The following is a 26,157-nucleotide window of genomic DNA, read 5'->3' as shown; positions in this document are numbered from 1 at the left end:
GTGAAATGATGGATATTTTAGTACAAAAATTTGGAGGGACATCGTTAAAAGATGTGGGATCTCGTGAGTATGCAATTAAGCACATTCAAGCATCATTACGAGAAGGTTATAAAGTCGTCGTCGTTGTCTCAGCGATTGGACGCGCACCAGATCCATATGCAACGGACGCTCTTTTAGCGCTGATTAATTATCCAAATGGTAAACAATCAAAGCGTGAACAGGATTTACTCATGTCATGTGGAGAAATTATTTCAGCGATCGTTTTATCTAATGAGCTTAAACAACATGCTGTTACTGCAACGGCTTTAACAGGCGCCCAAGCTGGATTTGTGACAACAGAAGATTTTACATCGGCGAAGATCAAATCGATGGAAACAGACCGATTAAAGGCTGAGTTACTTGTTAATGATGTCGTCGTTGTAGCAGGTTTTCAAGGACAAACGCTTAATCAGGAAACAACAACATTGGGGCGTGGTGGTAGTGACACATCAGCAGCCGCTTTGGGAGTTGCACTTAATGCAAAGTTCATTGATATTTTTACCGATGTGAATGGAATTATGACTGCTGACCCTAGAATGGTTAAAGATGCTCGGACACTTGAGGTGGCTAGCTATACTGATATTTGTAATTTAGCTTATCAAGGTGCTAAAGTTGTTCACCCACGAGCAGTTGAAATTGCCATGCAAGCGAAAGTTCCGATTCGAGTTCGATCGAATAAATCAAATCAAATTGGTACAATTGTTACGGGTCCATTAGATGATGAAAAAGGAATTGAAATTCCTGATCGTTTAATTACAGGGATCGCACATATGGCTAATATTACTCAAATAAAAATCGTTGCTGATGAGCCGTCGGGCTTGCTTCATGCACAAATTTTTGAGGCAATGGCAGCAGCCAGTATTTCGGTTGATTTTATTAATATTTTTCCTTCTGGTGTGATGTACACTGTACCTGAATTGTTAAGTGAAAAAGCAGAACAATTACTACTTGAGTTGGGGTATCAGCCAACGTTAATTCATAATTGTGCAAAAGTCTCGATTGTTGGTGCTGGAATGACTGGTGTACCAGGAGTTACGGCAAAAATGGTTCAAAGCTTAGTTAGTGCAGGTATTGAAATTTTACAATCTGCAGATAGTCATACAACTATCTGGGTACTAATTAATGAAACAGACCTTGTTACAGCAATAAATGTCCTTCATCAAGCTTTTGACCTCAATGAATAATATATGAATAACTAAAGGAGGGCAATGTAGATGAATTTTGGTCAAATTATAACAGCAATGGTAACGCCCTTTGATGAGAATAATCAAATTAATTATCCGATGGTAACGGAGTTAATGAATGATTTAATCAGCAATGGCTCAGATGCGATTATCGTTGCTGGAACAACTGGTGAATCACCTACATTAACTTATCAAGAAAAAATTGATTTATTTAAATACGCGGTGAAAGTTGCTGGTGGAAAATATCCGGTTATTGCTGGAACAGGATCTAATAATACGGCAGAATCCATTCAATTATCAAAAGAAGCAGAAGCGATCGGGGTTGATGGGTTATTACTTGTGTCGCCTTATTACAACAAACCGAATCAAGATGGGCTCTATCAACATTACGCTGCAATCGCTGAAGCAACAAATTTACCGATTATGTTATACAATATTCCCGGTCGAACGATGGTTGATTTACAAGTTGATACGATTATTTCTTTATCAAAAATTGACAATATTGTTTCACTAAAAGATTCGAGTGGAAATCTAGATGCATTATCGAAAATTATTGAGGAAACAGCTGATCACTTTTCTGTTTATAGTGGGGATGATAGTCTAACATTACCAATTAAAGCGATTGGTGGAACAGGAGTTGTTTCTGTTTCTTCACATATTGTGGGCAATGAACTGAAAGAAATGCTTGCGAAATTTGAGCTTGGTGATGTAAAAGGTGCAGCAGTTATTCATCGCAAATTATTACCAATCATGCGAGGCTTATTTATGGCACCATCGCCAGCACCAGTAAAAGCAGCACTACGGATGAAAGGTATGGATGTCGGAAGTGTGCGGTTACCCCTTGTCAATGTCAATGAGGTAGAAGAACAATTGATCAGGGACTTACTCAAATAAGCCACATAATAGGAAATTGAAGAAAGTACAATATCAACTTGGTATTGTACTTTTTCGCTTTACTAACAAATATCGAAACGCTATTTAATCACATACACACAGTTATTGTATGTTATAATTAGATCATTATTTGGGACAGGTAAGGAGATTTTATATGGCAAGGAAAAGAAAGAAGAAAAAATTAAAACTGAGTCAATCATTTAAATACGAATTATATGGAATTTTATTTGTCCTGATCGCTATATTCGGCAGTGGTGCAGGTTCAATTAGTGATGGTCTGATTACATCATGGTTGGAAAATAGCTTACGGTTTTTATTTGGTTTTTGGTATATGGGTGCTTCACTTGCCCTACTAGTCATAGGAATCTATCTAATGATTAAACGAAAAATGCCAAAAATCGTTACCCGCAGGACACTCGGTTTATTCATTGTTTTTATTGGAATTTTATTGATTAGCCACATTGATCAATACAATCATTACTTATCGGTTGAAGGTAGCTCAATTATCCGAACAACTTGGAGAAACTATCTCGATTTTATTAAAGGTACTTCATCAGCGAGCTTACTAGGTGGTGGAATGATTGGTGCATTGCTCTATGCCTTTACATATGTCTTATTCTCAACAACAGGTGCAATCTTCTTAGCGGTATTTATGTTGCTAAATGGAACAGTATTTCTACTCGATTTATCACTTGATAAAATTTTTAGCAAACGAATAAAACAGTTCAAAACATGGCATAAATCGCGTAAAAAACGCAAGAAAGAACCAAAGAAAGAGCAAGCTAAAATTAAACCGACATTAGCCATTCAGGATCAGAGCCAAGAAGCTGAAGAGGAAGAGGGGCCAGTTATTGCCGCATTCACTGAAGTTGCCTATTCTGAGCAAGCAGATAATGAGATCGAACCAAGTCAACCAGAAGCGAGCAATCAAGAGATAGAACCAGAAATGGAAACGTTGGAAGTAACAGCGATGACAGAACTGGAAAATCAGTCTTATGAACTGCCTGCGATTCAATTGTTGGATCAACCGAAAAATAAGAAGCATCAACAAGATCGTAAAGGGATTCAACAAACAGTGCGTAAGCTTGAATCAACCTTTGAGAGCTTTGGTGTCAAAGCAAAAGTCGCTAAAGTGCACATTGGTCCTGCAGTGACCAAGTATGAAGTTTATCCTGCGGCAGGGGTGAAGGTGAGCAAAATTGTCAGTTTGCATGATGATATTGCTTTAGCTTTAGCTGCCAAGGATATTCGGATTGAAGCACCGATCCCTGGAAAATCTGCTGTAGGGATTGAAGTTCCGAACCAAGAGATATCAATGGTCACAATGTATGAAGTTTTTGAAACATTGAAGGATCAAGATGGTTCTAAATTATCATTTGTTTTAGGTCGTGATATTTCAGGAGATGCAATTATTGCTGAATTAAATAAAATGCCCCATTTGCTGATCGCAGGTGCGACAGGGAGTGGAAAAAGTGTCTGTATTAATGGGATTATTACAAGTATTTTAATGCGTGCTAAACCACATGAAGTAAAAATGATGATGATTGATCCCAAAAAAGTTGAACTCAATATTTATAATGGAATTCCCCATTTATTAGCACCAGTTGTTACAGATCCTAAAAAAGCAGCCCAAGCATTACAAAAGGTTGTTGCTGAAATGGAACGCCGTTATGATTTATTTTCAGATACAGGTAATCGAAATATTGAGGGCTATAATAATTTTGTCAAGGAGTACAATGAGACAGCAACTACAGAGGATCAACAACCGTTGTTACCTTATATTGTTGTTTTAATTGATGAATTAGCAGATTTAATGATGGTTGCATCAAAAGAAGTTGAAGATTCGATTACGAGATTAGCCCAAATGGCACGTGCAGCTGGGATTCATTTAATCATTGCTACACAGCGACCATCTGTTGATGTCATTACTGGTGTGATTAAAGCGAATATTCCTTCACGAATCGCATTTAGTGTCTCTTCACAGACCGATTCGCGCACAATCCTTGATATGGGAGGGGCCGACAAGCTTTTAGGACGAGGAGATATGTTGTTTTTACCTGTCGGCTTGTCAAAACCTGTTCGAATTCAGGGGGCATTTTTATCAGATCATGAGGTTGAAAAAATTGTTGACCATTGTATTACCCAGCAAAAAGCAAAGTATCAAGAGGAAATGATCCCTGATGAGATTCCTGAAACACAAGAAGAGCCTGATGATGAGTTATTTGATGAAGCGGTAGAAATGATTATTGAAATGCAACGAGCGAGTGTATCAATGCTTCAACGTCGTTTTCGAATTGGTTATACACGAGCAGCAAGATTAATTGACATGATGGAAGACCGTGGCATTGTAGGCCCTTATGAAGGCTCTAAACCGAGAAAAGTACTTATTACAGAGTATCCAGAACAATAGATTTGGATAATTTATCGAAGGAATCAGAACTTTGTCGTAAATGTTGTTTATTTATTAATGATTAAATGTTATATTGTTTAGTAATCAGATTTACGAATACTTACTGGGGGATTGTCAATGGGGATAGATGATAATAGTGAATTTAAGGAAGCTTTGAATCAAGTTCGACATGACATCGAACGTGGTGTCTATTTAGCGAATGAAAAAATACAGCCTCTTTATGAATTTGCTAAGATATATCAGGTTTCACAAGAAATGATGCGATCAATTGTCGATCAGCTTGTTGAAGAACGTCTTGTGACAAGACGATTAGGTGTTGGCGTATTTGTTAATCCAAAGCCAATCTATTCTTCTGGTATTGAAGAATTGGGTAGTGTTTCAGAAATGATTAAAAAAGCTGGTAAAGTTCCTGGTACACAATTTGTTGCAGCGGAGATTGTTGAGCCGACAAAAAGTGATTTTAACAATTTTAACTATGCAGATCTAAGATTAATTGCTCGTGTTGAGCGAGTTAGAACAGCTGACGGAGAACCGGTTGTTTATTGTATTGATAAAGTTGATAATGAAATTGTTCCAATTGGTCATATTCATCAACAGGACTCTATCTTTAATTTAATTCATTCTTATACAGGTAAAACGATTGAATATGCGCATGCTTATGTTGAGCCGATTGGTTATCATGATACAATATCAGCTATTTTAAATTGTGGCCCTGATCAATCGTTATTATTGCTTAGACAAATGCATTATACAAAAGATGATGAGCCAATTTTATATTCTGAGAATTATTTCAGAAGTGATGCATTTCAATTTCACGTCGTTAGAAAAAGAATGTAAACTCTTAAAAACCGCCTAAACAGGCGGTTTTTTACTTTGAAAAGATTATATTTGATTGAAATGAATTGTGGTAATTGTTACCTTGCTGATAATGAGGTAAACTATAATGAAGGGATAGATTCTGGATACAATAAAGGATAATTCGTATCATTCAAAATTTGATTCTCGATACTTTATTAGGAGGTTTTATTAGATGGATTTAAACGTTAGAACAGTTGAAAAACAAGGCTATACGTTACATATAGTTGATCATAAAAAATTTAAAACGATTCACTTTACTGCGAAATTTAGGTCGGTATTGTCACGCGATACAATCACTAAACGCGCACTATTACCGTTTGTCTTGCAACAAGGAACAGCACAGTATCCAACAGCAAATGAATTTCGTCGCGCTTTAGACAACTTGTATGGGGCAACCTTTTCAATCGATGGTACAAAAAAAGGTGAGCAACACATTTTAACAGCGCGGATGACCCTCGCTAATCAAACGTATTTATCAACAGATGAGAACATCTTAAAGCGTGGTCTCAGTTTCTTTAGTGATACATTATTTAAACCGAAACAAGTGGATAATCAGTTTGATCCTAAGATTGTTACGAAAGAGAAGCAGACCTTAAAACAAAAAATTGCATCAATTGCAGATGATAAACTTCACTACGCTAATATTCGCTTAGTCGATGAAATGTGTAAAGACGAGCCGTATCAAATTCATATTCATGGTTATCCAGAAGATATTGAGTCAATTACAGCAGAGAACTTAGCGAAATATTATCAAGAAATACTGTCAGATGACACGCTTGATCTTTATGTGATGGGTGATTTTGAATCAGTTGATGTTGAGCAGTTAGTTGGTAATTTGTTTGATCGTCAAGAAAATAATCATCAAAAAGAACAGATCATTACTGAAGATCGCGATGTACAGGAAGCTAAACAAATCATTGAAGAACAGTCGATCCAACAAGGAAAACTACATCTAGGCTACCGGACGCATATCCGTTATCAAGACCCAGATTACCCCGCACTTCAAGTTTTTAATGGAATATTTGGTGGTTTCCCAAGCTCCAAACTCTTTGTTAATGTCCGTGAAAAAAACAGTTTAGCTTATTATGCTTCATCACAATTTGAGAGTCATAAAGGACTGCTATTTATTTATAGTGGAATTGCGCCAGCAGACTTTGAAAAAGCAAAAACAATCATTCTTGATCAAGTGAAAGCAATGCAGGTGGGGGATTTTTCAGATGAACAGATTGATGAAGCAAAACGGCAGATTATCAACCAATATAAAGAGACCCTCGATGATCCATTTGGGATGATCGAAGTGATTTACAATCAAAGAGTCGGTCAATCAAACCGATCTGTCGCGGAGTTCATTGAGGCAATTGACCAAGTAACTAAAGAATCAATTGTTCAAGTTGCTAATAAATTAGAACTCGATACGATTTACTTCTTAACTGCAACTGGAGGTCAAAGTAATGAATAAAACGGAATATAGTCAATTAAACGAAACGGTATACCGAGAAGTTTTGCCTAATGGATTACAGGTCATTCTGATTCCTAAAGTAGAAATGGCTCAAACGTATGGAATTTTTACGACACAATACGGTTCGATTGATCAGTCGTTTGTACCGATTAATAATACAGAGTCGATCACAGTTCCTGATGGAATCGCCCATTTCCTTGAGCATAAACTATTTGAAAAAGAAGACTATGATGTTTTTCAGTATTTCACCAAAAACGGTGCATCATCAAATGCATATACATCATTTACAAAAACGGCTTATTTATTCTCGTCAACTACTGATATTATTGATAATACAAAAATATTATTAGATTTTGTTCAGGAACCATACTTCTCAGATCAAACGGTTGAAAAGGAAAAAGGAATCATCGCTCAAGAAATTCAAATGTATGATGATCAACCAGATTGGCGTGCTTTTTTTGGGGTTCTTGCTGCGATGTATGAGCATCATCCTGTTCGAATTGACATCGCAGGAACAGTTGAGTCAATCCAGCAGATTACAAAAGAAGATTTATATACGTGTTATCATACGTTTTATCACCCATCAAATATGGTGTTAACACTTGTGGGGAATTTTGATCCAAATGAAATGTTTGCCATGATTGAAGCAAATCAAGCAGAGAAAAACTTTGACCAACAGTCAACAATCGAGCGTCACTTCCCGACAGAGCCTGAGCAAGTATACAAAGACTATGATGCGATTGAGATGCCGGTTGCTGTTCCAAAGTGTATGGTTGGGATCAAAGAACAACCCGCAACGGATCGATTACAATTTATTAAAGATGAATTGATCGCCGACATGTTGTTAGATTATTTTTACTCGAGATCGGGAACGTATTACCAAGAACTTTATGATCTTGATTTGATTGATGGTGGTTTAGGTTTCGAAACTGAACGACAAAAAGAATTTTGCTACTCAATTATTGGTGGTAATACACGTCAACCTGATCAACTAGCGGAAAAAATCAAGGAGCAACTTGCGACATTTAAAGATTATCAATTGGCAGAAGCCGATTTTGAACGAATGAAAAGAAAAACAATTGGTCAATTATTGAGAAGTATGAACAGAGTCTCGGATATTGCGAGTCAAGTGACGCATTATCAAATGCTTGATTTTGATTTTTATGAGTTAATCCCAACATTAGAAGCACTTACGCTAGAAGAGGTTAATCAATTTTTAAATCAATGGATCAAAGCTGATAATGTCGCTGTCTTTCAAGTAAAACCAAAATCATAATATCTAGACACTTTGTAACTTTTTATTGTTTGAATCCGTCTTATTTAATGTTGAGTGAAGGTAATTTTAAGTAAAAGTAATAATAATTCGCTAAAATTGAGATTAACTCTTTTATAAATTGCGAAAATCATTTATTATAGAAATAGTGTAGTTAACGTGCAGGTCAAAAGTAATTAAGTTAAACGGATGGTGTTATAGATGCAAATTGGTGAAAAATTAAAAGATGCTCGCCTGGAAAAAGGATATAGCATAGAAGAAGTATCCAGACTGACGAAAATCCAAATCAGGCACTTGAATGCAATCGAAGACAACAATTTTTCGATGATTCCAGGGAATTTTTATGCACGGGTGTTTATTAAAGAATATGCAAATGTAGTTGGATTAGATTTTAAAGCGCTTTTAGATGAACATCACCATGAAATACCAACTGTTGACGAAGATGTTGATTATACACAGCTATCACGCTCTAGAAGAAAATCAACATCATCAAAATCATCACCATTTACAAGAGTACTCCCAACCATTATCGTCTTTATTTTACTATTTGGTGTTGTCTTCTTTATTTGGCGAACATTACAGAATCCAGACGGTCCATCGCCGGATGTCGGCGATGAAGTTCAAACTGACCAATCAATTGGAGACGAAGTTTCAATCCCATCAAATGATATTGATCAAGATGATCCAGGTCAAGATGAGGCTGATGAACCAGATGAGACTGAGGAAGATGTTACCGAAGAGCCGGAGCTGTCACTTGTTTCATACGAAAATGCAGTTTCCTATTATCAATTCAGTACAACTGATGAATCGATTGAGCTAGTGATCGAGTCATCTGGTAGTAATTGGTTGGAAATTGAAGATGACCAGGGAAATCGTTTATATTATGAGACATTACAGTCAAGTGGCTCACCTGTTTCATTCGATGTGAGCGATGAAGATTTTGTTTATTTGAGGTTTGGTAATCCCGGTGATATTACGATTACAATTAATGATAAAGAAGTCGAGTTATCGACAGAAATATCACCCACTGCGGTACAAGTTTTATGGTTATATATTAACGAAGAGCTTGAATAAGTTGTTACAATGACCCCGCTCATCTTGTGATGGGTGGGGTTTAATCATTATTTTGTTAATTAACGAAAGGACGCTTTTTACAATGAACATTCCAAATCGAATCACTTTATCACGGATTTTATTAATTCCAATCTTTATTTTATTATTATCACTCCCACTTGATTGGGGAAGTTGGTCAATTGGCACAACGACACTACCAATTGTTCATTTTGTGGCTGCTTTAATTTTTATCATTGCTTCAGGAACGGATTGGCTAGATGGCTATTATGCCCGTAAGCATAATTTAATCACGAACCTCGGCAAATTTTTAGACCCAATGGCTGATAAACTATTAGTTACGGCAGCTTATGTTTTATTAATTGAATTAGGATTAGCCCCAGCATGGTTAGTGATCGTTATTTTATCTCGAGAATTTGCAGTTACTGGGCTTCGATTAGTTGCAGCTGGAGAAGGTATCGTATTAGCGGCAAGCTCAATGGGAAAATGGAAAACAACCTTTCAACTGTTATCAATCAGTTTTATCTTATTGCATAATTTCCCTTTCTCATATTTGGGCTGGCCAATTGGGCTGATCACGTTGTACATCGCACTTATTTTAACGGTTATTTCTGGTGTCGACTATTTTATTAAAAACTGGCATGTTATGAAGGAGTCTAATTAATGGCAATTAAAGCTGAAATTATTGCAGTTGGTACTGAGTTGTTACTTGGACAAATTACAAATACGAATGGCCAATGGATTTCAGAAAAACTTGCGACTAAGGGGATTGGCGTTTATTTTCACCAAGTTGTTGGTGACAATAAAGCGAGAATAAAATCAACTTTATCTCAAGCGCTTGATCGCTCAGACTTAATTTTTATTACAGGTGGTCTTGGACCGACTGATGATGATCTTACCCGCGAGATCGTTGCAGAACTCGTCGAACGGGAACTGATCGAAAATGATGAGATGCTAACTCAATTAAAACAATATTTTAAGCAATCAAATCGAGTCATGTCTAAAAATAATTATAAACAAGCACAAGTGATTGCTGGTGCCAAGATCATCCCGAATCCAATCGGGACAGCGCCTGGTATGATGGTAGAATATCAATCATCATTACTTATTTTAATGCCTGGTGTGCCTAGTGAGATGAAGTATATGATGACTGAATCCGTACTTCCTTTTTTAGAGAAAAACTATCAACTCAAAGAAGTGATTGTCTCAAAAATGCTTCGCTGTATTGGCATTGGAGAAGCGCAACTCGAAACAAAGGTGAAAAATTTAATTGAGCAACAAAGCAATCCAACGATCGCTCCATTAGCTGCTGATGGCGAAGTCGCCTTACGACTTACAGCACTGGCGAATTCAAAAGCTGAAGCAAACCGATTAATTGAAGCAAAAGAAAAAGAATTACACGCACTGATCGGTTCTTATATCTATGGCTCAGATGAACAGACGTTAACTGAAGTTGTCATTGATCGATTGAAAGAGAAAAATCAAACGATCGCAGGCGCTGAAAGTTTAACAGGTGGTAAATTCGCTGATCAGATTGTGTCGATTCCAGGATCTAGTCGTATTTTTAATGGCAGTTTGATTAGTTACACAGAGGATGCGAAGATAAGCGCTTTAGGCGTTAATCGATCGACAATCGACCAATATGGTATGGTTAGCAAACAAACGGCATACGAGATGGCTAAACGCGCTCAAGGGGTTTTTAATTCGACCTATGGGATTAGCTTTACTGGGGTAGCTGGTCCTGATCCGTTAGAAGGACAACCTGTTGGAACCGTTTTTGTTTGTTTGTATCACTCAGACAAAGATTATCTGATCGAAAAGTTTCATTTTTCTAAACCGAGAAATAGCATTCGTGCACTTTCTGTAAAAAAAGGACTAGAAATGATTTATAAATATTTAAAATAAGCTTATTATTACGACTGTTTTGTAAAATATCTATCATTTTCATCAAAAACACAGCTGTTTTTAGTTGAAAAAATAAGAACGTTTATTCGCTTTTTGCTTGTGTATTTTTACAAAAGAGGTTATGATAAGAGTAGTTTAAATTTGAGGAGGAATTCGGATGAGTGAGCGTAAACAAGCCCTTGATCAGGCTTTGAAATCAATAGAAAGACAGTTCGGAAAGGGTTCAATTATGAAGCTTGGTGATCGGGCTGAGCAGAAGCTAGCTACTGTATCCAGTGGGTCATTAGCACTCGATATTGCATTAGGAATTGGGGGTTATCCAAGAGGCCGTGTGATTGAAATTTACGGACCTGAATCATCAGGTAAAACAACCGTTTCTTTACATGCAATTGCGGAAGTTCAAAAAACAGGGGGTACAGCGGCCTTTATTGATGCTGAGCATGCTTTAGATCCAATTTACGCTAAAAATTTAGGCGTGAATACAGACGAACTATTATTATCTCAGCCGGATACTGGTGAACAGGCGTTAGAAATTGCTGAAGCATTAGTCCGAAGTGGTGCGGTTGACATTGTTGTTGTTGACTCTGTTGCAGCGTTAGTACCAAAAGCAGAGATTGAAGGAGAAATGGGCGACTCTCATATGGGACTCCAAGCAAGACTGATGTCTCAAGCGCTACGAAAGCTTTCAGGTGCGATTAATAAATCAAAAACAACTGCCATTTTTATTAATCAAGTTCGTGAAAAAATTGGGGTCATGTTTGGTAACCCTGAAACAACACCAGGTGGACGTGCATTGAAATTTTATGCTTCTGTTCGTTTAGAAGTGCGCCGTGCAGAAACGATTAAGCAGGGGAATGAAATGGTCGGGAACCGAACGCGAATTAAGGTTGTTAAAAATAAGGTCGCTCCGCCATTTAAGCAAGCTGAAGTTGATATTATGTACGGTGAAGGAATTTCACAAGAAGGTGAGTTACTAGATATTGCTTCTGACTTAGATATTGTTCAAAAAAGTGGTGCATGGTATTCATATAAAGAAGAACGTCTTGGCCAAGGCCGTGAAAACTCGAAAGAATTTTTACGAGAGCATCCTGAAATGATTGAAGAAATTAATCATGCTGTTCGAGCACACTATAACTTAGATGGTGAAAATAGTGAAGAACCAAAAGTAATGGATGAATTAGTTCCAGAAGAATAAGTTGCTAATAAATTGGTCAAAGTTATCTAGATAATTTTGACCGTTTTTTTTATTTTCATTACGCGAATTTTGTCGAAATAAATTACTTTCTTTTGTTTTCTTGACATTGCCTAATTGCACCAGTAAAATTAACATTGTATAATTTTTTAATTATACTAAAAACTTAATGACGCATTTCAAATAAGTAATACAAAGTACATGCCGACTTAAAAAGTTAAAAAATGAATAGCAAGAGGAGGTGAAACCATGGATTATGTGGATTTAATCATTATCATCATCTCCAGTTTAGCTATCCTTATCGTCGGTATTGTTGTTGGCTATCTGATTCGTAAATCAATTGCAGAGAAAAAGATTTCTAGCGCAGAAGAGTTAGCAAAACAGATTGTTCAAGAGGGGCATCGAAATGCTGAAGTAGCAAAGAAAGAAGCTTTATTAGAAGCGAAAGATGAAAATCATAAACTTCGTCAACAAGCTGAAGAAGAACTCCGTGAACGTCGTGCAGAGCAACAGAAACAAGAAAATAGACTTCTGCAGAAAGAAGAAAACCTTGATCGAAAAGACGAAACGTTGGACAAACGTGAGCGAATGCAAGAAAAGAAGGAACTAGCTATAGCAGAAAAACAACAACAAATTGAAGAAATGGAAGGCAAAGTAGAAGCTTTGTTGGTTGAACAACAAGCTGAACTGGAGCGCATTTCTGGTTATACATCGGATCAAGCAAAGCAAATCATTCTAGAACGTGTTCAAAAAGAAGTGAATCATGAATCAGCACTAATTATTAAAGAGGCCGAGAATCGCACGAAAGAAGAAGCTGATAAGAGAGCAAAGGATATTCTATCATATGCAATGCAACGTTGTGCAGCAGATCATGTTGCTGAAACGACTGTATCTGTTGTTAATCTACCTAATGATGAAATGAAAGGTCGAATTATTGGTCGAGAAGGCCGAAATATTCGTACTTTAGAAACATTAACAGGAATAGATTTAATTATTGATGATACACCTGAAGCTGTTATATTATCAGGTTTTGACCCTGTCAGACGCGAAATTGCAAGAATCGCTTTAGAAAAATTAGTTCAAGATGGTCGAATTCACCCAGCACGAATTGAAGAAATGGTTGAAAAATCAAGACGTGAGGTTGATGACTTTATTCGAGAAGTCGGAGAAGAAACAACCTTTGAAGTAGGTGTACACGGCTTACATCCTGATCTAATTAAGATATTAGGTCGTCTGAAATATCGTACAAGCTATGGCCAAAACGTATTGAATCACTCAATTGAAGTGGCTCATTTGTCGGGCATATTAGCTGCAGAATTAGGAGAAGATGTGACATTAGCAAAACGCGCCGGACTGCTTCATGACATCGGTAAAGCAATCGATCATGAAGTCGAAGGAAGTCACGTTGAAATTGGTAAAGAGCTTGCGATTAAATACAAAGAGAAAGATGTTGTCATTAACGCAATCGCCTCACACCACGGTGATGAGGAACCAACTTCTATTATTGCTGTACTAGTGGCTGCTGCTGATGCTTTATCCGCTGCAAGACCAGGTGCAAGAAGTGAAACGTTAGAGAATTACATTAAACGACTTGAAAAGTTAGAAGAAATTTCTGAATCCTATGACGGTGTAGAAAAATCATTTGCGATTCAAGCTGGTCGTGAAGTCCGAATCATGGTTAAACCAGATGAGATTGATGATTTAGAAGCTGTTCGTATTTCACGAGAGATTCGTAAACGAATAGAAGATGAATTAAATTTCCCTGGTCATATTAAAGTAACTGTTATTCGAGAGACTCGCGCAGTAGAGTATGCAAAATAACTAAAACTTCAAATGAAAACAGGGTGTCCGTTGCATGTTAACGGCACCCTGTTTACTTTTGACAAGTTTGATTCGATATGCAAAACTTAATCTTAGTTAAACTTATCGGATAGCTATACATATTAAATTAACCAATTGAAGGAGTAAAATTATGCGTATTTTATTTATTGGTGATGTGGTCGGTTCTTTAGGCAGAGAGCAGATCGAAACATACTTACCAAAATTAAAACAAAAGTATCAGCCTCAGCTAACGATTGTCAACGGTGAAAATGCCGCTGCAGGGAAAGGAATTACCGAGAAAATTTATAAACAACTTTTAAGTTACGGAGCAGATTTTTTAACAATGGGTAACCATACTTTTGATAAAAAAGAAATTTTCGATTTTATTGATGATGCTGACAAAATGATTCGACCTGCCAATTACCCTGAAGGTACACCAGGTAAAGGTTACGGATTTGTTAATGTTAATGGCACTGAAGTTGCAATTATCAACTTACAAGGCCGAACGTTTTTACCGGCAATTGATGACCCATTTCGTTACGCTGATCAATTAATTGCTGAAGTACGTAAACGCACCCCAATCATTTTCATCGATTTTCATGCAGAAGCAACGAGTGAAAAACTAGCACTTGCTTGGTATTTAGACGGAAAAATCAGTGCGCTTGTTGGAACACATACACACGTGCAAACAGCAGATAATCGAATTCTCGATAATGGAACCGCCTATATTACCGATGTTGGTATGACAGGACCGTATGATGGGATTATTGGAACGGAAAGAGATGCCGTGATTAAACGCTTTTTAACACAATTACCTGTTCGCTTTGAAGCAACTAAAAAAGGTAAAGCGCAGTTGAGTGGTGTTGTGATTGACATTGATCAGAGATCTGGACAAGCAACAAAAATTGAACGCATTTTAATTACCGATGACCAACCATTTTTTGAATAAGACTTTTTCGTGAAAGATTTCTTTGCAAGCCTCCCTGATCATGATTTTTTATGATGAAATGAATTGTAGTTAGCATATCAAAAAATCATAAGAATATAGTAAAAGTGGTAGGAACTTAAGAAACTTAGGGGAGGTAGCAAAGGTGGATATATTAAAAGTATCATCAAAATCAAACCCGAATTCAGTAGCAGGTGCTTTAGCAAATGTATTACGAGAACGAGGGAAAGCAGAAATACAAGCGATTGGAGCAGGTGCGTTGAATCAGTCAGTCAAAGCTGTTGCGATTGCCCGAGGATTTGTAGCGCCAAGTGGTGTCGATTTAGTTTGTATTCCTGCTTTTACAGATATTAAGATTGATAACGAAGAACGAACAGCAATTAAACTGATTGTTGAACCGAGATGAAAACATTTGTCAGTGTGGTGGAAATTTCCCCACACTGATTTACGTTAATGATCGAAAAGTCAAGCAAAATGGAGGGAAACGCTGTGATCGATGCCCACTGTGACTTGCTTTATCAATTGTGGCGGCATGACTATAATGTGAATCAAAGTGATGCACTACAGTTTGATTTGGAAAAATGGCGTGCAAGCCCAATAAAAGTGCAAGCCTTTGCGATTTTTGTCCCCGATACGACCCCATTAAATCAACAATTCGATGTTGCACTAAAAATGATTGATCTTTTTTATGAAAAAATTGTTTTGCCTAATCCGGATATCATTCAGATTCAATCAAAGCTGGAGCTAGAAAACTTACAACCTCATCAATTAGGAGCAATTCTAACATTAGAAGGCTGTCATCCAATTGGAACAGATTTAAATAACTTGGTTCGCTTAATTGATGAGGGTGTTCGTATTGTTGGTTTGACGTGGAATAATAATAATGCTGTCAGTGATAGCGTGATGAGTATTGAAGGAAAAGGTGTTTCACGATTTGGCGAAGAGGTTATTCAGTTATTAAATGCGGAACAGATTTGGACAGATGTCTCCCACTTATCCGTCCGAGGTTTTGATGATGTGATTGATCAAGCTGATCATGTGATTGCTTCACACAGCAATGCGTATCGTATTTGCCAGCACCGACGTAATTTAACTGATCAGCAAATTAAAGCGATTATTAAGCGTGATGGTTTGATCGGTGTCACTTTTGTTCCTGAATTCACAAAAAGTTCAGATTTCGTTTCGATTGATGATTTATTCGAGCACATTGATCATTTTATTGAACTAGGGGCAGAAGATCAGCTCTGCTTTGGCTCTGATTTTGATGGAATTACAAATACGATTTCTGGATTAGAAAATGTCACTGGCTATCATCGCTTTAAAAAAGAGTTGTTTGACCATTATAGTAGAAGGATTGTCAATAAAATCTCTAGTGAGAATTTCATAAGAAAATTTCCAAGAATCAATTAAACTCATATTTTTTAAACAAAAATGCTTGTTATCATGTTAAACAGGATCAAGAAACATTTAAACAGTATTCACATTACATAGATTGTAGGGGTGTAATCAATCATGGCTTATTCAAAAGAGGAAGTTTTAAATAAAGTAGAAGAAATCACAACACGGTTAGACGAATTAGAAGAAGTTGAGCGTTTTAAAGCGTTGGAAGCCCGTCTGAATGATAATCAAAAAGTGAAAGATTTAATTGAACAGATTAAAAAGCTTCAAAAACAAGCGGTTAACTTACAGGCTTATGGAAAAGTCAATGCTGTTAAGCAAATTGATGATCAAATTGATGCAATCCAAGCGGAAATTGATGCACTCCCGATTGTTGACGAATTTAAGTCTGCTCAAGTTGTTGTCAATGATTTATTACAAAGGATTACAGCAAACATTAATGACAAAGTGAACGAAAAATTTAATTCAATCGAATGAATACAAACAATGACTTAAATAAGGATAAAATACGAACAATAGCAATGGAGGAACTCACGTGATCTCGACTATAGGTCGACGCTTTCAGCAACAAGTCTTTTCAGGTGACTATCCTGATGTATGATTAATCCTGGTTATTTAATTTGTTAACCTCTTTTCAGTAGCACATCTTAGGCTAGTGCATAGGATGGATTAGGTGGTGCGTGTCACTTCGCCTAGTGAATTTGCATAAGCTACAGTATTAAGAATGGAGGTTAGTAAATATGTCATTTTTGGATCAAGACTACCGTGAAATTATCACGAAAGCGGTAATTGGTAAAGGTCGTAAGTTTAACGAGGATTCTCATGTTGTCAATCCATCACATCAACCATCGAGTATATTAGGTTGCTGGGTCATTAATCATTTATATAACGCGAAACGAAAAGGTGATGATAAAGTCGAAGTAAACGGCAGCTATGATATTAACGTTTGGTATTCGTTTAATGATCATACTAAAACAGAGGTTGTCACTGAACGCGTGAACTATACTGATCTGATTGACTTATCAGCTAAAGATAAGCAAACAGTGGGTAATAAAGTTGATGTTTACGCAAAAGTACTCCAACAACCGAAGTCAACATCGTGCACGATTGACAAATCAACACAAAAAATTAAGACAGAAGTTGAGCGTGAATTTTTAGTTGAAGTAATCGGTGATACAAAAGTTTCCGTTCGTGTCGATCCAACAGCAACAACTGGTAACGACAATGATGAAGATGATTGGATTGCAGAATTAACAGATGAAGAACTGATTAATCTAGACCCATCAGTAGAAGAATAAATAAGCAAGCGTACAGATCATCTGTGCGCTTTATTTTTTTAGGTATGATTTTAATCTGATCCGATCGATATGTTATAATGGGAATATTAGAGTTGATTTAAGGAGCTAGCGCCGATGAGTAAATACACACCAATGATTGAGCAATATTTAAAAATAAAAGCCCAGCACCAGGATAGTTTTTTATTTTTTAGATTAGGAGATTTTTATGAGCTCTTTTTTGATGATGCGATCAAAGCAGCACAAGAATTAGAGATTACATTAACGAGCCGGAACGGTAGTGGGGATGACCGGATTCCAATGTGTGGGGTCCCGCACCATTCAGCGACAAACTATATCAAAAATTTAGTTGACAAAGGCTATAAGGTTGCAATTTGTGAACAGGTTGAAGATCCGAAAGATGCTGTCGGAGTTGTCAAACGTGAAGTTGTCCAACTGATCACACCAGGAACAGTTATGGACGGTGTCATGTTAGATGAAAAAGAAAATAATTATTTAGCAAGTTTAGCAGATTTTGATGATGATACATACTCGCTGATTTATATTGATTTATCGACAGGTGAAACGAGTGGAGCACTCGTCACGACAGGCTGGGAACAAGTGTTAAATGAGTTGTACAACCGACCAGTCAAAGAAGTGATTATAACGACGGGTTTACTAGAAGCAGAAAAGCAAAGTTTAATTGAGCGATTAAATGTAACCATTTCATATAGTGAAAAATCATCATTAACAGAAACGTATCGCCATTTAGTTGCTGAAATTGATAACGAGCATTTGATCACTGGTTTTAGTCAGCTAATTAGCTATTTAGAAACGACGCAAAAACGAGCACTAGATCATATCAAACCATTACAATTGATTGAATTAAATCAATACCTCGGTCTAGATATGTATTCAAAACGAAATCTCGAACTTACAGAAACGATTATTAAAAAGTCGAAACAAGGTAGCTTATTATGGGTGCTTGATCAAACGGTTACTGCGATGGGTGCACGTCAACTGAAAAAGTTTTTAGAGCGTCCATTGTTAAATCGTTCAGTGTTAGAGAAACGTTATCAGTTTGTTGAAGGACTAATGGCAGACTATATTAAGCGCGAAGAACTACGTGACCAGTTAAAGTCTATCTATGATCTTGAGCGTTTATGTGGTCGCGTTGCATTTGGTAATGTCAATGCACGTGATTTAATTCAGTTAAAACTTTCATTGGATAAAGTACCACATGTAAAAGAGATTTTAGCAACATTCACTGAAGCAGAAATCATTAAGCTCGGCGAAGCTTTAGATCCATTAACCGATTTAAAAGAGTTCCTTGGAAAAAGCTTAACCGATGAACCACCGATGACGATTAAAGAAGGTAACATGATTCGTGATGGATTTAATGATGAACTTGACCAGTACCGTGATGCATCAAGGAACGGGAAACAATGGATTGCCGAGTTAGAAAGCCAGGAAAGACAAGCAACAGGGATTAAATCATTAAAAATTGGTTATAATCGAATTTTTGGCTATTATATTGAAGTGACAAAAGCGAACCTGCATTTGCTACCAGAAGGAAAATACGAACGAAAACAAACATTATCGAATGCAGAACGCTACATTACACCAGAATTAAAAGAAAAAGAAAACTTGATTTTATCAGCTGAAGAAAAAAGTGTTGAACTTGAGTACCAGTTATTCCTAAAAATACGTGAACAAGTACTCGACTATATTCCACGCTTACAACAATTGGCAACTGAAATTGGCCAACTGGATGTCTTCCAAAGTTTTGCTACGATTAGTGAGCAACAAGGCTACAGTCGCCCAGACTTAACGACGACAGGTGAGTTAGAGATTGTCAAAGGTCGTCATCCAGTCGTTGAAAAGGTAATGAGTGACGCAACATATGTGCCAAACGATGTGTATTTAGATCAAGACACCCAAATTTTATTGATTACCGGACCGAATATGTCAGGTAAGAGTACGTATATGAGGCAAGTGGCATTAACTGTGATCATGGCTCAAATTGGTTGCTTTGTCCCAGCGGAACAAGCAAAATTACCGATCTTTGATCAAATTTTCACCCGAATTGGTGCATCAGATGATTTAGTCGGTGGCCAAAGTACATTTATGGTTGAAATGCTAGAAGCGAAGCATGCGTTAACGTATGCAACGGAAAATAGTTTAATTTTACTTGATGAGATTGGACGTGGGACAAGCACGTATGATGGGATGGCGCTTGCTCAAGCCATTATGGAGTACGTTCATGATTACTTAGGGGCAAAAACACTCTTTTCGACTCACTATCATGAACTGACGAGTTTAGCTGATCATTTAACGAGACTAAAGAATATCCATGTTCGAGCTGAGGAATTTGATGGGCGAGTCGTCTTTTTACATCAAATTAGAAGTGGACCTGCTGATAAGAGTTATGGGATTCATGTAGCTAAATTGGCTGAGCTTCCAGCCTCACTCATTGAGCGGGCAAATGTCATTTTAGAGCAATTAGAACAAACAAAAACTCCTGAACAAGTGAGTGATCAATCCGATCAGTTAAGTTTTTTCATCAATGAACCAGCTGAACAGGCAAAAGATAAAGAGCCGAGTCAACTTGAGCAACAGCTTAAAGCGATTAATATTATGGAATTAACACCAATTGAAGCGATGAATCAACTTTATCAGCTTCAGCAACTGCTAAAAGAGGAGGACTAGACCGTGAAAATCCAAACGATGCCTGATGTTTTAGCTAATAAAATAGCAGCAGGTGAAGTTGTCGAACGACCTGCATCGGTTATTAAAGAACTGGTTGAAAATAGTATTGATGCCGGCAGTACGGTGATTAAAGTTGAAGTAGAAGAAGCTGGTCTCCGCAAAATTAAGATTACCGACAATGGCTTTGGAATGGACTCGGCTGATGTTGAACGAGCTTTTTTACGTCATGCAACGAGTAAAATTCGTTCGGAAAATGATCTCTTTCACGTGCGGACGTTAGGGTTTAGAGGGGAAGCACTTGCATCGATTGCAGCAGTTAGTCAATTAACGATAAAAACATCAACTGGAGCTGAAGCGGGTACATTACTAAGCTTAGACGGTGGTCAAATCGTTACCCGTGATCGCTCAGACGCGAGACAGGGAACGGAAATTACGGTCGAGCATTTATTTTATAATACGCCAGCACGTTTGAAGCATATGAAAACGATCCATACTGAATTAGGACATATAACAGACGTGATTAACCGGTTAAGTCTTTCTCACCCTAAGATCAAATTTGAGCTTTATCATAATGAAAAACGCTTGTTTCAATCAAATGGGCGTGGCGATTTAATTCAAATTATTGCCCAGATTTATGGTGTCTCTGTTGCAAAAAAAATGCTAAAAATTGATCATAAAACGTTAGATTATCACATCACAGGTTATATCTCGAAACCTGAAGTGACAAGATCGAATCGATCATTTATCTCAACGATTATTAATGGGCGCTTTATTCGCAACATTCCACTTAATCATGCGATTTTAAAAGGTTACCATACACTATTGCCGATTGGTAGAAGTCCAATTGTTGTCCTACAAATTGCAATGGATCCAATTTTAGTTGATGTTAACGTCCATCCAGCTAAGTTAGAAGTTCGTTTTAGTAAAGAAAAAGAACTTTATCAAGCCATTGAAACAATGATTCAAGAGCGATTTCGCCGAGAAACACTGATACCCGATGCACTTGTAAAAAAAGCAAAACAAGCAGAGACTGAACAAGAAAGCTTTCAGTTTGAACACACAAAAAAGACACCGCTCGTTGATCCAACAAATATGACAATCGAGAATCAACAGCCAAGTGGGTTTGAACAAAAACAAACTCAACCTAAAACAGCAATTGAAGCATATGAAGAAAAACAAACATATGAACTTGATCAATTAGATTCGGTTGATAACAATCAAGCAGTCGAACTGGCTCAAGTTGAGCAGACAGAGCGGATTCCTGTGATGTATCCAATTGGTCAGCACCACGGCACATATATTGTTGCTGAGAATGAACAGGGACTTTACATGATCGATCAACATGCAGCACAAGAAAGAATTAAGTATGAATTTTTCCGAGATAAAATCGGTCAAGTTGAGCGTGACCGGCAGCAATTATTGATCCCACTACAATTTGATTTTTCTAAGCAAGAGGCATTAATGCTTGAACAGTATCAAGCAGATTTAGAGGATGTAGGCTTGTTTTTTGAACATTTCGGTCAATCGACTTATTTAGTTCGTTCACATCCAACTTGGTTTCCAACAGGATTAGAAGAAGAGACGATTCGAGATATGGTCGAGCAAATTATTCGAGATGGTAAAATAAATTTAAGTAAACTTCGTGAAGAAGCGGCGATTTTGATGGCCTGTAAACGATCAATTAAAGCAAATCATCATCTTAATTATGACGAGATGTTTGAATTATTAGCGGAATTGCGAACGACAACAGATCCGTTCACATGTCCACACGGTCGACCAATTATTATTCACTTTTCAACTTATGAAATGGAGAAACTGTTTAAGCGGGTGATGTAAATGAGCGCAAAGAAAAATAATCAAATACTCGTCATTGTTGGTCCAACAGCTGTGGGGAAAACAGCACTTGGTATCACGCTAGCTAAACAGTATAATGGAGAAGTGATCAGTGGGGATTCAATGCAAATTTATCAGGGGATGGACATTGGCACAGCAAAAGTAGCGGATGACGAAAAAGAAAATATTCCCCACCATATGATCGATATTGTCGAACCGAGCGAATCATTTTCAGTCGCTAACTTTCAAGCTCAAGTTCAGGAACACATTGATGCGATCCAACAACGTGGCAAACTACCAATTATTGTCGGTGGAACAGGGCTTTATATTAATGCGATCTTATATGATTATCAATTTTCTGACCAAAAGCGTGATCTAACTTATCAAGAGAAAATTGAAAAAGAAATTGAGGTAAAGGGGATTGAAGCGGTTTATCAACGGCTACAAACAGTTGATCCAGCTCAAGCAGAAACAATTCATCCCAACAATGTTCGTCGTGTCATTCGGGCATTAGAGGTTTATGATCGAACTGGACAAACAATGAAAGAATTACAAAAATCTCAATCAAAAACGCCAATCTATGATGCAGTCATCATCGGATTAGAAATGGAGCGATCGCTCCTTTATCAACGAATTGATCAACGAGTGGATTTAATGATTAAAAAAGGTTTAATTGACGAAGTGAAATATTTTTATGATAATGGATTAAAAGATGCCCAATCGATGCAAGCGATTGGCTACAAAGAATTCGTTCCATACTTTGAAGGTGAATATGATTTAGCGCGTGCAGTTGAATTGTTGAAGCGCAATTCTCGTCGCTATGCGAAAAGACAGTATACTTGGTTTAGAAATCAATTGAATGTAAAATGGTATGCAATCACTCCTGAAAAGAAAAATCATGTTTTTCAAAAAATTTCTGCAAATTTAGCAGGAATTTTTGAAGATATAGAGAACTATTAATATATAGAGATAGAAAAGAGGAGGAAATACAATGGCTCAATCAGTTAATATTCAAGATCAGTACTTAAACGCATTAAGAAAAGACTATATTCAGGTGACTGTCATTTTAACAAATGGCTTCCAATTAAGAGGTGTCATTAAAGGTTTTGACAACTTCACCGTATTAGTTGAAAGTGATGGAAAGCAACAACTTATTTTCAAACATGCAATCTCAACATTCTCCCCGGCAAAAAATATTACACTTGAAACAGAATGATTGGTTTTAATTGGGGGTTAATAGTTTGATAGCAAGACAGGTGTAGGAAGATATAAAATTCTACACCTGTTTTGTCTTTAGTGATGCAAAATTGATGGGCAAAATTCTCTCCAACTTGCGTATACTTATAACGTGAAGGAGAGTGATCGATAAAATGACACCAAGAGTCAATCAGATCAATATCATTTTACATGATCAGAAACATGATCAGAAACGGGTACAACTAGACAAAGTCGTTATACCTAATCCATTTGAACAGATCGAGAAAAAATTGACAGGGTTAGTTGGCTTAGATTTTATTTATGATCAAATGGTTGAGATTTATGCTTTGATTGAAATAAATAAACGTCGCCAATCAGCAAATTTAAAAGTTGAACCACAAACGTTACACATGCTTTTTAAAGGAAATCCCGGAACTGGCAAAACAACTGTCGCCCGCCTATTAGCGAAATGGTTTGTCGAGTTAGGTGTTTTAGCAGAACAAAAAGTGATTGAAGTTGATCGGGCCGACTTAGTTGGTGAATATATTGGTCAAACAGCCCATAAAACAAGAGACTTAATCAAACGCGCTCAAGGTGGTGTGCTATTCATTGATGAAGCCTATTCTCTCGCTCGTGGTGGTACAAAGGACTTTGGTAAAGAAGCAATCGACATGTTGGTGACACATATGGATAATCATCAACAATCATTTGTGCTAATTCTTGCCGGCTATCCGAAACAAATGGATTACTTTCTCAAGACAAATCCAGGTCTTCGCTCACGATTTCCGTTTATCATTGAATTTAAAGACTATGATGCTGATCAATTATTAGCGATCGCTAAGCAGATGGTGGCGAAACGTGATTATATTTTGACAAAAGAAGCTGAATTTAAGTTGTTTCATTTAATTAAAAAGAAAATTGACCTAGAATCAAACGTGAATTTTAGCAATGGTCGATTTGTGAGAAATTTAGTGGAAAAAATCATCAGAAATCAATCCATTCGACTAGTCAAACAACAAGTTTATGATGGTGATATTCTTGTATTATTAACAGCAGATGATATTCTAACCTAACAAGAAATGGTTCGACCGATAAGAAACGAGGGAGCAACATGACAGAAAACATTTTAATCATAGCCGTTCAAAGACAGACGGTTGACGATACTCAGTTTTATTATTCCACTGAAGAAATTAAATCACTGACTAAAACAGCTCGTGGTGATGTGATTGAAGTGATTACTCAGAAACGCAATCAGCCACACCCTGCAACCTACTTAGGAAAAGGAAAGCTTGAAGAAATTTTAGCGCTTGTTGAAAGTGAGGAGATCGATTTAATTATTGCAAATGATGAATTATCTGCATCACAAATGCGGAATCTCCAAAACGAAACAGGCGTCTCAGTCATTGATCGTAGTCAATTGATTTTAGATATTTTTGCAAGTAGAGCAACTTCAAATGAAGGGAAGTTACAAGTTGAGCTTGCTCAATATCAATATTTATTACCAAGATTACACGGTCAGGGACTTGCTTTATCTCGATTAGCAGGTGGTATTGGGACACGTGGACCTGGTGAAACAAAGCTAGAATCAGATCGTCGGCATATTAATCGTCGAATTGATGAAGTGAAACGCCGCTTAAAAACAGTTGTTAATCAACGTGAGCAGTACCGTAAAAGACGGCGCTTAAATCATAGCTTTAATATTGCAATAGTTGGTTACACAAACGCAGGCAAATCAACATTATTTAATCGCCTGACAGATAGCGATAGTTTTGAAGAGGATCAGTTATTTGCCACACTTGATCCAATGTCACGAAAATTAAAATTACCATCAGGCTTGATGCCAATCATTACAGACACAGTTGGCTTTATGCAAGATTTACCGACTGAATTAATTGCTGCTTTTAGATCGACACTGGAGGAAGTGGCAGAAGCAGATTTAATTTACCATGTTGTTGATGCATCACATCCAGACCACGATCAACAACAAGAAACGGTACTTGATCTACTGAAAGAACTAGATGCTGATCATATTCCAATGCTGACAATCTACAATAAAAATGATCAATTGACAGATGATTTTCTTCCGATGTTAAAACCATCAATTGTTATTAGTGCTTTTATAGAAGCGGATCGTAAAAAGATCCTTGATGAAACTGAAAAATTGATCAAAAAAATCTGGTCACGATACAAAGTGACGATTCCAGCAGATCAAGGTAAATTACTGCAACAATATAAACAATCTTCAATTATTGTTAAAGAGGTTTTTCTAGAAGATGAGCAAGCCTACCAGGTAGAAGGTTATTTACCTGAGGACCACCCTTTAATGCGTTAACAATATAAAACCTGAACTATTCTATTTATGGTTTACCGCAAAGTAAGTAGTAATGCTTAACTAAATGACTTTCATTTATATGTACGCACTCACTTAAAAGTTAAACGGAAATAGCGTATAGTCATCTGAAGACACGAAGACTCCAGCGGGAAGAGGATGAGCCGAAGATCCACTTTTGTAGCGATTTTTGCTACAAAAGTTAGCTGAGGCCATCCCCGCGGAACGCGAAGTGTCTTCAGATGACGACCTTTCTTATCAAAAATTAGAGTGAAAGACTCCAAACAAAAATAATAAATCCTGCATTATTCATAACTTGATTTTTTATAGGTGATTTGCCCATTAAATTGCCAAAAGTGAATGCC

General features: G+C 37.0%; 22 protein-coding genes. All 22 read left to right on the top strand.

From position 1 onward, the window contains the following. The first annotated feature begins 8 nt into the window (after positions 1 to 8). Positions 9 to 1,223: an aspartate kinase gene (gene dapG / locus ABD814_RS01735; protein WP_344909740.1), complete on the top strand. Its 1,215-nt coding sequence runs from the start codon at positions 9 to 11 to the stop codon at positions 1,221 to 1,223. A gap of 30 nt (positions 1,224 to 1,253) precedes the next feature. Further along, complete coding sequence (dapA, locus tag ABD814_RS01730; protein WP_344909739.1) at positions 1,254 to 2,117, top strand: 4-hydroxy-tetrahydrodipicolinate synthase; 864 nt, start codon at positions 1,254 to 1,256, stop codon at positions 2,115 to 2,117. A 154-nt stretch (positions 2,118 to 2,271) separates the two neighbouring features. Beyond that, positions 2,272 to 4,527, top strand: coding sequence for an FtsK/SpoIIIE family DNA translocase (locus ABD814_RS01725; RefSeq protein ID WP_344909737.1), 2,256 nt, complete (start codon positions 2,272 to 2,274; stop codon positions 4,525 to 4,527). A 117-nt stretch (positions 4,528 to 4,644) separates the two neighbouring features. After that, positions 4,645 to 5,364, top strand: coding sequence for a GntR family transcriptional regulator (locus ABD814_RS01720; protein WP_344909736.1), 720 nt, complete (start codon positions 4,645 to 4,647; stop codon positions 5,362 to 5,364). 193 nt (positions 5,365 to 5,557) lie between these two features. After that, positions 5,558 to 6,844, top strand: a complete 1,287-nt coding sequence (gene yfmF / locus ABD814_RS01715; RefSeq protein ID WP_344909734.1) for an EF-P 5-aminopentanol modification-associated protein YfmF — start codon at positions 5,558 to 5,560, stop codon at positions 6,842 to 6,844. Continuing rightward, positions 6,837 to 8,120 (top strand): EF-P 5-aminopentanol modification-associated protein YfmH, encoded by a 1,284-nt coding sequence (yfmH, locus tag ABD814_RS01710; RefSeq protein ID WP_344909733.1) that lies wholly within the window; start codon positions 6,837 to 6,839, stop codon positions 8,118 to 8,120. Before yfmF ends, yfmH begins: the two co-directional genes overlap by 8 nt. A 198-nt stretch (positions 8,121 to 8,318) precedes the next feature. Beyond that, positions 8,319 to 9,191 (top strand): helix-turn-helix domain-containing protein, encoded by an 873-nt coding sequence (locus tag ABD814_RS01705; protein WP_344909731.1) that lies wholly within the window; start codon positions 8,319 to 8,321, stop codon positions 9,189 to 9,191. An 82-nt stretch (positions 9,192 to 9,273) separates the two neighbouring features. Continuing rightward, positions 9,274 to 9,852: a CDP-diacylglycerol--glycerol-3-phosphate 3-phosphatidyltransferase gene (gene pgsA, locus ABD814_RS01700; RefSeq protein WP_344909729.1), complete on the top strand. Its 579-nt coding sequence runs from the start codon at positions 9,274 to 9,276 to the stop codon at positions 9,850 to 9,852. Beyond that, entirely contained in the window at positions 9,852 to 11,093 is a 1,242-nt protein-coding gene (locus tag ABD814_RS01695) for a competence/damage-inducible protein A (RefSeq protein ID WP_344909728.1), read from the top strand. The genes pgsA and ABD814_RS01695 overlap by 1 nt, the downstream gene beginning before the upstream one ends. Before the next feature lie 157 nt (positions 11,094 to 11,250). Next, positions 11,251 to 12,288, top strand: coding sequence for a recombinase RecA (recA, locus tag ABD814_RS01690; RefSeq protein WP_344909727.1), 1,038 nt, complete (start codon positions 11,251 to 11,253; stop codon positions 12,286 to 12,288). A 246-nt stretch (positions 12,289 to 12,534) separates the two neighbouring features. Continuing rightward, positions 12,535 to 14,106 carry a ribonuclease Y gene (gene rny, locus ABD814_RS01685; RefSeq protein ID WP_344909725.1) on the top strand — a complete coding sequence of 524 codons (1,572 nt, stop codon included), beginning with the start codon at positions 12,535 to 12,537 and terminating at the stop codon, positions 14,104 to 14,106. A 151-nt stretch (positions 14,107 to 14,257) separates the two neighbouring features. Further along, positions 14,258 to 15,055 carry a TIGR00282 family metallophosphoesterase gene (locus ABD814_RS01680; protein ID WP_344909724.1) on the top strand — a complete coding sequence of 266 codons (798 nt, stop codon included), beginning with the start codon at positions 14,258 to 14,260 and terminating at the stop codon, positions 15,053 to 15,055. A gap of 142 nt (positions 15,056 to 15,197) precedes the next feature. Beyond that, entirely contained in the window at positions 15,198 to 15,458 is a 261-nt protein-coding gene (locus ABD814_RS01675) for a stage V sporulation protein S (protein WP_344909723.1), read from the top strand. Between the two features lie 83 nt (positions 15,459 to 15,541). Further along, positions 15,542 to 16,462, top strand: coding sequence for a dipeptidase (locus ABD814_RS01670; protein ID WP_344909721.1), 921 nt, complete (start codon positions 15,542 to 15,544; stop codon positions 16,460 to 16,462). 102 nt (positions 16,463 to 16,564) lie between these two features. Continuing rightward, positions 16,565 to 16,927 carry a YlbF/YmcA family competence regulator gene (locus tag ABD814_RS01665; protein ID WP_344909720.1) on the top strand — a complete coding sequence of 121 codons (363 nt, stop codon included), beginning with the start codon at positions 16,565 to 16,567 and terminating at the stop codon, positions 16,925 to 16,927. Positions 16,928 to 17,190: 263 nt separating this feature from the next. Further along, complete coding sequence (cotE, locus tag ABD814_RS01660; RefSeq protein ID WP_344909719.1) at positions 17,191 to 17,748, top strand: outer spore coat protein CotE; 558 nt, start codon at positions 17,191 to 17,193, stop codon at positions 17,746 to 17,748. 114 nt (positions 17,749 to 17,862) lie between these two features. After that, on the top strand, positions 17,863 to 20,433 hold the full coding sequence (gene mutS / locus ABD814_RS01655) for a DNA mismatch repair protein MutS (RefSeq protein WP_344909717.1): 2,571 nt from the start codon (positions 17,863 to 17,865) through the stop codon (positions 20,431 to 20,433). Positions 20,434 to 20,436: 3 nt separating this feature from the next. After that, positions 20,437 to 22,269, top strand: coding sequence for a DNA mismatch repair endonuclease MutL (mutL, locus tag ABD814_RS01650; RefSeq protein WP_344909716.1), 1,833 nt, complete (start codon positions 20,437 to 20,439; stop codon positions 22,267 to 22,269). After that, a complete protein-coding gene (miaA, locus tag ABD814_RS01645; RefSeq protein ID WP_344909715.1) occupies positions 22,270 to 23,226 on the top strand; it encodes a tRNA (adenosine(37)-N6)-dimethylallyltransferase MiaA in 957 nt (318 codons plus the stop codon). Positions 23,227 to 23,257: 31 nt separating this feature from the next. Further along, positions 23,258 to 23,482 (top strand): RNA chaperone Hfq, encoded by a 225-nt coding sequence (hfq, locus tag ABD814_RS01640; RefSeq protein WP_344909713.1) that lies wholly within the window; start codon positions 23,258 to 23,260, stop codon positions 23,480 to 23,482. A gap of 154 nt (positions 23,483 to 23,636) precedes the next feature. Continuing rightward, the gene (locus tag ABD814_RS01635; protein WP_425549040.1) at positions 23,637 to 24,536 is read left to right on the top strand and encodes an AAA family ATPase; all 900 of its coding nucleotides are present in this window, start codon (positions 23,637 to 23,639) and stop codon (positions 24,534 to 24,536) included. Positions 24,537 to 24,574: 38 nt separating this feature from the next. Further along, complete coding sequence (gene hflX, locus ABD814_RS01630; RefSeq protein ID WP_344909711.1) at positions 24,575 to 25,795, top strand: GTPase HflX; 1,221 nt, start codon at positions 24,575 to 24,577, stop codon at positions 25,793 to 25,795. Positions 25,796 to 26,157 lie beyond the last annotated feature (362 nt).

It is taken from the genome of Amphibacillus indicireducens (genome assembly GCF_039539605.1).
Taxonomy (GTDB): domain Bacteria; phylum Bacillota; class Bacilli; order Bacillales; family Amphibacillaceae; genus Amphibacillus; species Amphibacillus indicireducens.
This window is presented reverse-complemented; position numbering and strand designations above follow the sequence as displayed.

Coding starts and splice junctions, on each gene's coding strand:
- dapG (WP_344909740.1), top strand. CDS start 9: ATGGATATTTTAGTACAAAAATTTGGAGGGACATCGTTAAAAGATGTG.
- dapA (WP_344909739.1), top strand. CDS start 1,254: ATGAATTTTGGTCAAATTATAACAGCAATGGTAACGCCCTTTGATGAG.
- ABD814_RS01725 (WP_344909737.1), top strand. CDS start 2,272: ATGGCAAGGAAAAGAAAGAAGAAAAAATTAAAACTGAGTCAATCATTT.
- ABD814_RS01720 (WP_344909736.1), top strand. CDS start 4,645: ATGGGGATAGATGATAATAGTGAATTTAAGGAAGCTTTGAATCAAGTT.
- yfmF (WP_344909734.1), top strand. CDS start 5,558: ATGGATTTAAACGTTAGAACAGTTGAAAAACAAGGCTATACGTTACAT.
- yfmH (WP_344909733.1), top strand. CDS start 6,837: ATGAATAAAACGGAATATAGTCAATTAAACGAAACGGTATACCGAGAA.
- ABD814_RS01705 (WP_344909731.1), top strand. CDS start 8,319: ATGCAAATTGGTGAAAAATTAAAAGATGCTCGCCTGGAAAAAGGATAT.
- pgsA (WP_344909729.1), top strand. CDS start 9,274: ATGAACATTCCAAATCGAATCACTTTATCACGGATTTTATTAATTCCA.
- ABD814_RS01695 (WP_344909728.1), top strand. CDS start 9,852: ATGGCAATTAAAGCTGAAATTATTGCAGTTGGTACTGAGTTGTTACTT.
- recA (WP_344909727.1), top strand. CDS start 11,251: ATGAGTGAGCGTAAACAAGCCCTTGATCAGGCTTTGAAATCAATAGAA.
- rny (WP_344909725.1), top strand. CDS start 12,535: ATGGATTATGTGGATTTAATCATTATCATCATCTCCAGTTTAGCTATC.
- ABD814_RS01680 (WP_344909724.1), top strand. CDS start 14,258: ATGCGTATTTTATTTATTGGTGATGTGGTCGGTTCTTTAGGCAGAGAG.
- ABD814_RS01665 (WP_344909720.1), top strand. CDS start 16,565: ATGGCTTATTCAAAAGAGGAAGTTTTAAATAAAGTAGAAGAAATCACA.
- cotE (WP_344909719.1), top strand. CDS start 17,191: ATGTCATTTTTGGATCAAGACTACCGTGAAATTATCACGAAAGCGGTA.
- mutS (WP_344909717.1), top strand. CDS start 17,863: ATGAGTAAATACACACCAATGATTGAGCAATATTTAAAAATAAAAGCC.
- miaA (WP_344909715.1), top strand. CDS start 22,270: ATGAGCGCAAAGAAAAATAATCAAATACTCGTCATTGTTGGTCCAACA.
- hfq (WP_344909713.1), top strand. CDS start 23,258: ATGGCTCAATCAGTTAATATTCAAGATCAGTACTTAAACGCATTAAGA.
- ABD814_RS01635 (WP_425549040.1), top strand. CDS start 23,637: ATGACACCAAGAGTCAATCAGATCAATATCATTTTACATGATCAGAAA.
- hflX (WP_344909711.1), top strand. CDS start 24,575: ATGACAGAAAACATTTTAATCATAGCCGTTCAAAGACAGACGGTTGAC.